This window comes from Stenotrophomonas sp. YJH_SMC_14-1 (genome assembly GCF_059372275.1).
The window spans coordinates 130,941-140,943 of record NZ_JCAFVK010000010.1 but is presented as its reverse complement, the minus strand read 5'-3'; the positions used below and the strand labels follow the sequence as shown (position 1 = coordinate 140,943).

The 10,003-nt window shown below is 68.7% G+C and carries 7 protein-coding genes and 1 pseudogene; 4 read left to right on the top strand and 4 right to left on the bottom strand.

The features are described 5' to 3' along the window. Positions 1-124: pseudogene (locus AC5P9P_RS18350) on the top strand (IS110 family transposase); the annotation flags it as partial. 20 nt (positions 125-144) lie between these two features. Here the strand turns inward: AC5P9P_RS18350 and AC5P9P_RS18345 are convergent. Beyond that, a complete protein-coding gene (locus AC5P9P_RS18345) occupies positions 145-1,026 on the bottom strand; it encodes a LysR substrate-binding domain-containing protein (RefSeq protein WP_033833894.1) in 882 nt (293 codons plus the stop codon). A 122-nt stretch (positions 1,027-1,148) separates the two neighbouring features. Here AC5P9P_RS18345 and AC5P9P_RS18340 point away from each other — a divergent pair, with 122 nt between their 5' ends. After that, positions 1,149-1,850 carry an ankyrin repeat domain-containing protein gene (locus tag AC5P9P_RS18340; RefSeq protein ID WP_049403495.1) on the top strand — a complete coding sequence of 234 codons (702 nt, stop codon included), beginning with the start codon at positions 1,149-1,151 and terminating at the stop codon, positions 1,848-1,850. A 51-nt stretch (positions 1,851-1,901) separates the two neighbouring features. Further along, on the top strand, positions 1,902-3,359 hold the full coding sequence (locus AC5P9P_RS18335) for an amidohydrolase family protein (protein WP_049403494.1): 1,458 nt from the start codon (positions 1,902-1,904) through the stop codon (positions 3,357-3,359). 16 nt (positions 3,360-3,375) lie between these two features. Here the strand turns inward: AC5P9P_RS18335 and AC5P9P_RS18330 are convergent, their stop codons facing one another. Continuing rightward, positions 3,376-4,305 carry a LysR family transcriptional regulator gene (locus tag AC5P9P_RS18330; RefSeq protein ID WP_049430989.1) on the bottom strand — a complete coding sequence of 310 codons (930 nt, stop codon included), beginning with the start codon at positions 4,303-4,305 and terminating at the stop codon, positions 3,376-3,378. A gap of 93 nt (positions 4,306-4,398) precedes the next feature. On the opposite strand from AC5P9P_RS18330, the gene AC5P9P_RS18325 reads away from it, so the two are divergent. Then, a complete protein-coding gene (locus tag AC5P9P_RS18325; protein ID WP_495233008.1) occupies positions 4,399-5,592 on the top strand; it encodes an MFS transporter in 1,194 nt (397 codons plus the stop codon). Between the two features lie 643 nt (positions 5,593-6,235). Here the strand turns inward: AC5P9P_RS18325 and AC5P9P_RS18320 are convergent. Continuing rightward, the gene (locus AC5P9P_RS18320; protein WP_010485096.1) at positions 6,236-6,889 is read right to left on the bottom strand and encodes a response regulator; all 654 of its coding nucleotides are present in this window, start codon (positions 6,887-6,889) and stop codon (positions 6,236-6,238) included. After that, positions 6,882-9,911: a sensor histidine kinase gene (locus AC5P9P_RS18315; RefSeq protein ID WP_049431578.1), complete on the bottom strand. Its 3,030-nt coding sequence runs from the start codon at positions 9,909-9,911 to the stop codon at positions 6,882-6,884. The genes AC5P9P_RS18320 and AC5P9P_RS18315 overlap by 8 nt, the downstream gene beginning before the upstream one ends. Positions 9,912-10,003: the final 92 nt, after the last annotated feature.

Genomic DNA, 10,003 nt, shown 5'->3' with positions numbered 1-10,003 from the left:
TTACGCTGGCCTGAAGGCCAAGGGCAAAGCGAGCAAGGTGGCGCTCGTGGCGGTCATGCGCAAAATGCTGGTGATCCTCAACGCCCGTAAGCGAGACGCCGAGGTGGCCCTCGGCTGCCCCTGACAAGACAGTTGCTACTGTGGTCAGTCCGGTTCGCGTTGCACCTGCCGCCACAGCTCGCTGGCCAGTGCGCGCACGGCATCATCGGCGTCCGCGCGATGCAGCAGGCCGATCTCGTAGTTGTCGATCACCGGCAGCTCGCGCTCTCCATCGATGATGCGGTGCTCGCGGCTGACCGCGCGGCGCGGCAGCAGGCTGATGCCGATGCCATCGGCCACCGCGCCCTGGATGCCGCTCAGCGACGAGCTGGTGAAGGCGATGCGCCAGCGCAGGCCCAGCGCTTCCACGGCATGGATCATCTCGTCGCGGTACAGCCCGCGCGGGGGGAAGGTGACCAGCGGCAGCGGGTCCTGCTGCAGGCAGCTGCTGCGCAGGCTGTCGATCCAGTGCATCGGCTCGCGCCGGCAATGCACCGCCTGGCGGCTGTTGCGGCGTTGCTTGACCAGCACCAGGTCCAGCTCGCCGTGGTCGAAGCCCTGCGCCAGATCGCGGCTGAGGCCGCTGCTGATCTCCAGCTTCACCTGCGGGTGGCGACGGCTGAAGGCGGCCAGCATACGCGTGGTCTGTGCGTTGACGAAGTCCTCGGGAACACCGATGCGGACCGCGGTCTCCACCGTTGCACCGGCCAGCGCCTGCGCCATTTCCTCGTTCAGGTCGAGCATGCGCCGCGCGTAGCCGAGCAGGGTGTGGCCGGCATCAGTGGGGTGCACGTCGCGATGGCCGCGTTCAAGCAGGCGATGCCCGGCCAGTTCCTCCAGCCGGCGCACCTTCTGGCTGACCGTGGACTGGGTCGAATGCAGGCGCGTGGCCGCCGTGGTGAAGCTGCCGCAGTCGGCCACCATCACCAGCGCCCGCAGCAGGTCCAGTTCGAACAGGGTTCTATTCGATTTGGCACTGTCTTGCATTTGAACATTTCACTTCTGGATACCCAGGCCGACTTCTACCATGCAGGGCAGGGGCCGGCAACGCCCGGCTGTTGCTACCGTCGCACGGCGTTCCGTGGCGACGGACATGAGGAGACACTGTCATGCGCGTCCATCATTCCGCTGGCTGGCCTGCGCCGTTCACGCGCGTGCTGCTGTTGTGCCTGCTGGCCATGGTCACCCCCGCCTGCACCGCCACGTCCAGAGCCGACGCAGACGCGCGCCTGCAGGATGCTGCCAGCCGCGGCGACGCCGATGCGGTGCGACAGGCGATCGAGGATGGCGCCACGCTGGAGGCGCGCGATGGCCAGGGCCGCACCGCGCTGCTGCTGGCCACGCATGGCAACAACGTGGATGCCGCGCGTGAGCTGATCGAGGCCGGGGCAGACGTCAACGCCAAGGACGCGTTGCAGGACAGCGCCTACCTGTACGCCGGTGCGCGCGGCCTGGACGAGATCCTGGCGATGACCCTGGCGCATGGCGCCGATCTGCGCAGCACCAACCGCTATGGCGGCACCGCGCTGATTCCGGCCGCCGAGCGCGGTCACGTCGCCACTGTGCGCACGCTGCTGCGGGCCGGTGTGGCGGTGGACCATGTCAACCGGCTGCACTGGACCGCGCTGCTGGAAGCGATCCTGCTTGGCGATGGCGGTGCGCGCCAGGTGCAGATCGTGCAGCTGCTGCTGGAGGCCGGTGCCGACCCGGAGCTTGCCGACGGCGACGGCGTGACGCCGCTGGCGCACGCGCGCCAGCGCGGCTATACCGGAATTGAATCCCTGCTGCGCCAGCACGGCGCGGTGCGCTGAGCCGCAACCCCTTCCACCCGCACGCTAGGCGTGCCCACCAGGATGCTGTCCATGTTCCGTTCCCGTCCGTTGTCCCTTGCCATCCTCTTTGTGGTGGCGCCGCTGTCGGCATCTGCTGCCGAGCGCGCCGACCTGCTGATCCGTAATGCCACCGTGGTCGACGTCGAGCACGCCAGTACCCTGGCTGGTCAGAGCGTGGTGATCCGCGGCGACGACATCGTCGCTGTCGGCCCGGACGCGCAGCTGCGCAGCCAGTGGAGCGCGACCCGCCAGATCGATGCCAAGGGCAAATACCTGATCCCGGGGCTGTGGGACATGCACGTGCACTTCGGTGGTGGCCCCGCGCTGATCGAAGAGAACAAGGCACTGCTGCCGCTGTACATCGCGCATGGCATCACCACGGTGCGTGACTGTTCCGGCGATCTGCCCGAGCAGGTGCTGCAGTGGCGTGGCGAGATCGCCAAGGGCACCCTGTTCGGCCCGCGCCTGCTGAGTTCCGGCGCGAAGATCGAAGGCATCAAGCCGGTCTGGAAGGGCACGATCGAAGTGGGCAGCGAGGCCGACGCCGACAAGGCAATCGCCCGCCTGCAGCACGACAAGGTCGATTTCGTGAAGATCACCGACAGCACGCTGAAGCCGGAACTGTTCCTGTACTCGGCCAGTGCCGCGCGCAAGGCCGGATTCAAGGCGTCGGGCCACATCCCGATGGCGCTGACCGTGGAGCAGGCGGTCGATGCCGGCCTGGCCTCGATCGAGCACCTGGACTACGCGTTCAAGGCCGGCAGCAAGGACGAGGCGCAGATTGCCGCCGACTTCGGAGCTGGCCGCATCGACCGTGCCGAAGCCAACCGCCGCCTCGACGCCAGCTTCGACCGTGACACCGCAATGCGGGCCTACCGTGATTTCGCCAAGCGTGGCGTATTCGTGACCCCGACCCTCAACGGCGGTCGCATCCTCGACTTCCTCGACCAGGATGACCACGCCAACGACCCGTACCTGGCCTACATCGGCCCGGGCCTGCGCGCGACCTACCAGTGGCGCGTGGACCGCGCGGCGAAGGCGACGCCGGCGCAGATCGAAGCGCGCCACGCGCAGTACCACCAGGTGGCCGCCGTGCTGCCGCTGCTGCAGGAAGCGGGTGTGACGATCATTGCCGGTACTGATGCGGGCTTCCTCAACTCGTTCAACTTCCCGGGCATCGCCCTGCACCAGGAACTGCAGCTGTTCGTGAAGGAAGGCCTGAGCGCACCGCAGGCACTGTCGGCCGCAACCCGTTCCGGCCCCGCCTGGTTCGGCCAGATGGACCGTTACGGTGGTGTCGCGCAGGGCAAGGCCGCCGATCTGGTGCTGCTGACCGCCAACCCGCTGCAGGACATCGCTGCCACCGAGAAGATCGACAGCGTGATCCTGCGCGGCAACGTGTATGACCGCGCCGCGCTGGACAAGATGCTGGCCGACACCAAGGCCAAGGTCGCGGCGTGGAATGCCGAGGCGACGAAGGCCAATTGATGGTGCGGCCGGTGACCTAGCGCGGCGCCGGCCGCATGCCGTGCAGCTGCGGTAGTGCGGCCTTCATCGCATCGATGAAGGCGCGCAGCCGCGGCGGCTGCTGGCGCGCTGCGGGAAATACCACGTGTACCGGCAGTGGCGGTGCCTGCCAGTCCGGCAGCAGCTGCACCAGCCGCCCTTGTGCGAGGTCGTCGGCCACCAGCCAGGCCGAGACCACGGCCGCTCCCAGCCCGGCACATGCGGCCTGCTGCACCACGAACAGGTTGTCGCTGAGCAGGCGCGGGCTGATCGAAAGGGTATGCGCGTGCCCCTGCGCGTCATGCAGCAGCAGTCGTTCGCGGTAGTAGGTGACCAGCGAGATCCACGGCAGTGACTGCGCCTGCTCCGGCGTATTGACTGCCGTGGCGTCCACCAGCGAGGGCGCCGCCACGACGATGCGCGGTACTTCGGCCAGTGGCAGCGCGACCATGCGCGGTTCGTCGACCGGGCCCACCCGCACCGCGCAGTCGATGCCTTCTGCAATGAAATCCGGACGCCGATCTTCAAGGATCCACTCCAGGCTCAGCTGCGGATGCCGGGCGAGGAATGCGAGCATGGTCGGCAGCAGCTGCGCCTGGCCGAAGGCATGCGGCACCATCACCCGCAGACGGCCGCGCAGTGTTTCCGGCTCGCCGTGGAGTTCGGCCTGCAGCGACTCCCATTCGTCGACCACGCGTTGCGCATGGCGCTGGCAGCGCAGGCCATCCTCGGTCAGTTGCAGGCCATGGGTGGAGCGCAGCAGCAGGCGCAGGCCGAGCTGCCGCTCCAATGCCTGCAGGCGTCGGCTGACCGTTGGCTGGGTGGTGCCCAGCTGCGCGGCTGCGGCAGACAGGCTGCCGGCATCGACGATGCGCAGGAAGGTGCGCAGCAGATCCAGGCGATCGGCGCCAGCGGTGAGCTCGGTCATGCGTAGGTCGTATGAATGATATGTATTTCAGCCTACTACAGACGTTGGGCGAATGCGGGCAGGATACGCCCACTTCTTCCACCGGACTCCCCCATGTCTACCCCTTCGCTGTCCGTCGCCGCCGCACCCGCGACCGCACCCTCCACCCCGCTGGTGCTGGCAATGGCGGCCGGCGCCGGCTTCTCGGTCGCCTCCCTCTACTACAGCCAGCCGATGCTGGGCCTGATCGCCCAGGACCTCGGCGCAGGCGAGCGCGCCGCCGGCCTGGTACCGACCCTGACCCAGCTCGGCTATGCACTGGGCATCCTGCTGCTGGCACCGCTGGGCGACCGCTTCGACCGTCGCACCTTGATCCTGTTGAAGTCCGCGTTGCTGGCGCTGGCACTGGGCGCCGCAGCGATGGCCGGGCACCTGCCCGGGCTGCTGATGGCCAGCCTGCTGGTCGGGCTGATGGCCACGCTGGCGCAGGACATCGTGCCGGCCGCTGCGGTGCTGGCACCGGATGCGCAGCGCGGGCAGATCGTCGGCCGGGTGATGACCGGCTTGTTGCTGGGCATCCTGTTGTCGCGCGTGGTCAGTGGCGTGGTGGCTGAAGCGTGGGGCTGGCGCACGCAGTTTGTGCTTGCTGCAGTATCGGTGGCGGCGATGGGTGCGGTGATGGCGCGCGCGCTGCCGCGTTTCGCACCGACCAGCACGCTGCGCTATCCGGCGTTGCTGGGCTCATTGCTGGCGTTGTGGCGCGAGCAGCCGCAGCTGCGCCGTGCGGTGGCCAGCCAGTCGCTGCTGGCGGTGGGTTTCAGTGCATTCTGGTCGACCCTGGCGCTGATGCTGCATGCTCGTCTGGGCCTGGGCAGTGCGGCGGCGGGTGCGTTCGGTATTGCGGGTGCGGCCGGTGCACTGGCCGCACCATTTGCGGGTCGATTCGCCGATCGCTTGGGTTGCCATGCAGTGACGCGGCTGGCGATCGCGGTGGCGTTGCTGGGCTTCGGCCTGCTGCTGGCCGAGTCCTGGCTGCCGGCCGCCGCGCTGCTGCCGCTGCTGGTGGTGAGTGCGCTGCTGTTCGACTTCGGCTTCCAGTCGGCGCTGGTGGCGCACCAGACGCTGGTCTACGGCCTGGTGCCGCCGGCACGCAGCCGGCTCAATGCGTTGCTGTTCACCGGCATGTTCATCGGCATGGCTGCCGGTGGTGCGCTGGGCAGCCTGGCGCTGGCGCAGTGGGGGTGGCACGGCGTGGCCTGGCTGGCGGTGGTGTGTGCGGGCGGCAGCCTGCTGCTGCGTTTGAAGTAGGGATGGTGTTCGGCAGGGCTTGCAGCCCTGCACCTGCTGGAGGCAACAGCAACAGCAACGGCAACAGCAACGGCAACGGCGGGGTTCCTGTAGGTAGGCGGGGTGGGTCCGGTTGCGGGGGACGCCGTGAATCCCCTGTCCGGCCCAACCGCTGGCGGCTGTGCGTTCGGGCGCTTGCGAAGCAGTGCTCCGCAAGCAAAGCGCCCTCACCCATCGGGGCTTGGCCGCGGCATCCATGCCTCGGACACCCCCGCAACCGGACCCACCCCGCCTTCGACAGTTTCCTGCGGTCTGTTGGAACGGCTCTTGGGGTCAGATCCGTTTTCCGGAGGAAAACGGATCTGACCCCTGATTGATTTCGATATCTGACCGCTTTCAGCCACGCGTGGCGTGGATCTAGCATGTCGACCAAGGTCGACACCTACCAACAGCCATCGGAATCTGTCAGAGGTGGGGCGGTGTCGGAGTGCGGGGTGTCCGCGGCATGGATGCCGCGGCCAAGCCCCCAAGGATGGGTTCACGGCGTCCCCGCACTCCGACACCGCCCCGCCATCTCACGGAAAGCCCGCTTTTGCTGTTGAGGTTGCCGGCCCGCGGCCGGCACTACCGTGGGTGCAGGGCCGCAGGCCCTGCCGAACACTCCCTAATCGTGACCGCTGTCGTCCAGGCTGATGATGCCGCGGCGCAGCGCCTGGGTTACCGCATGCGTGCGATCACCCACGCCCAGCTTGTCCATCAGGCTCTTCATGTGGGCCTTCACCGTCTGCTCGGAAATCTGCATGCGTTCGCCGATGCGCTTGTTCGACAGGCCACCGGCCACGTGCCGCAGTACCTCGGTCTCGCGCGGTGACAGGCGGTCTTCGATCACATGCGCGGCGATGCTGGCGGCCACCGCTGGAGGAATCGGCGCACGGCGGCCACCGGCCACCATGCGGATGGTGTCGACCAGTTCGTGGCGCAGCATGTCCTTCAGCAGATAAGCGCTGGCACCCGCCTGCAGGGCCCGCACCGCGCGTACATCGCCGCGGTAGGTGGTCAGCACGATGATGCGCGCACGCGGGTCCATCGCGCGGATCCGTACGATCGCTTCGACGCCATCCAGGCGTGGCATCTGCAGGTCCATCAGCACCACGTCGGGCTGCAGCTGCTGGTAGCGTGCGATGGCTTCCTCGCCATCGGCGGCTTCGCCGAGCAGGCGCAGGTCGGAATGGGCGCCCAGCAGCGCCGCCAGGCCGTCACGCAGCAACGGGTGGTCGTCGACCACCAGCACGCCGATCGGGGCAGGGGACTCAGTCATGGTTTGCTTTACTCCAGGGCCAGCGCCAACGCGATGGGCGGCGGTGATACAGGCGCCGGGCGGGAACCGCCAGCGCGACTTCGGTCCCCAGCCCGGCGCGGGTCCACAGCTGCAGTTCCGCGCCAAGGCGCTGCGCGCGCTCGCGCATGCCCTGCAGGCCCCAATGGCCATGGCCGGCATTTTCGTCGGCGATGCCCACGCCATCATCGCGCACGTGTAGAAGGAAGCACCGCGTGCCGTAGGACAGCTCCACTTCGATGGCGCTGGCATTGGCATGGCGCAGCGCATTGCGGATCGCCTCGCGTCCGATCAGGAACACTTCCTCGGCGGCATCGGCCTGCAGCGGTGGAGGGGTGCCTTCCACGGTCAGGCGCAGCGGATTGGTGCCGTGCCCGGCATACTCGGCGTGCACATCGGCCAGTGCCGAAGCGAGGTCGCGACCCGCGAACGGCCCCTCGCGCAGCGCATTGACCCGCTCGCGGCCCTCGGCCAGGTTGCGCTCGGCCAGCTGCATCGCCGACTCCAGCTGGCTGCGCACCGGCTCGGGGGTCTGGGGTGACTGGCTGATCGCATGCAGCCGCAGGATCAGGCCCTGGCTGCCCTGCAGCAGGGTGTCGTGCAGGTCGCGCGCGATGCGTTCGCGTTCGCCATTGCGTTCCTGCAGGCGCGCACGGAACAGCGCGGCCAGCTGCCCGCTGCGGATGCGTACCGCCAGCACCAGTAGTGCGAGCACGGCGGCGGTGCACAGCAGTTTGAACCACACGGTCTGGATGAAGGTAGGCGCGATGCGGAAGCTGCGGCTGGCCGGTGCGGTGCTCCAGATGCCGTCCTCGTTGGCCGCTTCCACCTCGAACCGGTAGTTGCCTGGCGCGAGGTTGGTGTAATACGCGCGGGTGCTGCTGCCCGCGTCCTGCCAGCCATCGTCAACGCCGGACAGGCGATAGCGATAGCGGTTGCGTTCCGGGCGTGCCAGCGACAGCGCCACGTAGTCGATCTGCAGCTGGCTGGTGCCGGCCGGCAGGCGCAGGCCGTCCCGCAGTGGTTGCTGTTCGCTGCCATGCAGCACGTCGCCGATGCGCACGCTGGGAGCCATCGCATTGACGTGCGACCGGGTGGTGTCCAGCCAGGCCAGGCCCTGGTTGGTGGCCAGCCATAGCAGGCCGTCGTCGGCCAGCACGGCGGTGGGGATCGGTCCGCTCTGCAGGGCGATGCCCGGCATGCCATCCACCGCATCGAACAGGCGTGGCGTCACCGGCTGCCCGGTACGCAGCGCCCGCCGCAACTGATCGCTCCCCAACCGGACCAGGCCACGACTGCCATTGAGCCACAGGTGACCGTGCGCATCGGCAACCATGCCGGTGATGCCCTCCAGCACGCCGGCCATGTCGGTGTTGACCGGCATGAAGCGGCCATTGCCGAGGCGGGCGGCCAGCCCGGCCTCACCGGCCACCAGCAACAGGTCCTGGTGGTGCAGCAGCGCGGTGACCGGGCCGACCAACAGCCCGTGGTTGGCATCGAAGGTTTCGATGCGGGTCGCGCCCATGCTGCGCAGCCGGCCGTCGGCATAGCCGAGCAGCAGCTGGCCATTGGCATCCAGCGCCAGTGATGAGCAGGCCTGTTCGGGCAGGCGCGTTTCGCGCTGCCACTGGCCGTGCAGATAGTGCAGCACGCCACGTTCACCGGTGCAGACCCAGGCCTGGTCGTCATCGGCGAACAGCAGGGCATGCAGCGGTTGCCCGGTGAAGGGCTCGGGCAGCGGAATCAGCGTGGTGTGGCCGGCCACCGTGCGTGCCAGGTTGACCCAGTCGAACTGCCAGATCGGCGTGGGCGCCCGGCGCGCGGCCGCCTGCAGTTGTGCGGCGCTGCCTTCCAGCAGTGGCCGGCGCAGGTCGTACGGCTTGAGGTCCTCGCCGTAGCCGTACACACGCCCATCGCTGGCCCGCACCAGCGAGCGATAGGGATCACTGGGGCCGACCGCCAGCGTGTGCACGCTGCGCACGCGGAAGCGGTTGAGGCCCAGATTGGTGCCGACCCAGAGATTGCCTTCGCGGTCGGCGATGATCGGCACGGCCGAGGTGGCGGTCAGCCCGTGCGGCGAATCGAAACGCTCCATGCGCACGGCGCGGCTGCCGTCGAACGTGACCCGGGCCACACCGCCATGCGGGCTCATCGTGGCCCATAACGCGCCGTCGGCAGTGAACTGCAGGCGTGCGGCGACCAGGTCCGGCAGGCGTCGCGCTTCGCGTTCGCTGTCCGGCAGCAGGCCCTGCGCATTGGCCAGCGGCGAGGTGCCGCGCACACGGTCGGCCAGCCAGACTTCGCCCTGCGGGCTCTCGGTCAGCGTCGCCATCTGGGATACAGCAATGCCGGTGTCCTCGAAACGCGGTTGGCCTGCAGGACGCATCCAGATCCTGAGGTTGGCCAGTACCCAGAAGGTGCCACGGCTGTCGTGCAGCACCCATTGAACGCGGTGTTCCGGAACGCCCGTGTCTGCGGGCAGCGGCTGCCAGCGCTGGCCATCGAACTCGCGCAGCCCTCCATTGATGGCTGCCCACATGCGGCCGTCGCGGTCCTGGCTGAAGTGCGGTACCACGCCAACCGGCACGCCCTGGCCGCGGCCGTAGTTGTACAGCTGGCCGCGCGCGAACTGGCTGATGCCTGCCTGGAAGTAGCCGATCCACAGTGCGCCATCGGCGCTGTGTTCCAACGTGACCATGTTGGTGGACGGGTAGCGGGTGCCAGCCGGTGGCGCCTGCCGTTCGAAGCGACGTCCGTCGAATCGGTACAGGCCCGAACCGGTAGCCAACCACAACAGGCCGTCACGGTCCTGGCTGATGTCCCAGATGTCACCGGGTGCACCCTGGCCGACCCGCCAGGCGGTGTGCTCGTAGCCGGGCAACCCGCTGCTCACGGCCGGCCGCTGCACGGCGAGGGCGGGCAGGGCGGTCCACAGCAGCAGGCACGCCAGCAGCGCCGGCAGGCGACGCAGGAACGGGAAGGGGCGGCGGTGCATGGCGCGCATTCTGGCAGGTGCGGGGCAGCCGCGGGTGACCCGAACGGGGTAGGCGCCTGGTGCCGTGGTCGGCTATCACGCCGGCATGTCCTGTGGAGTCC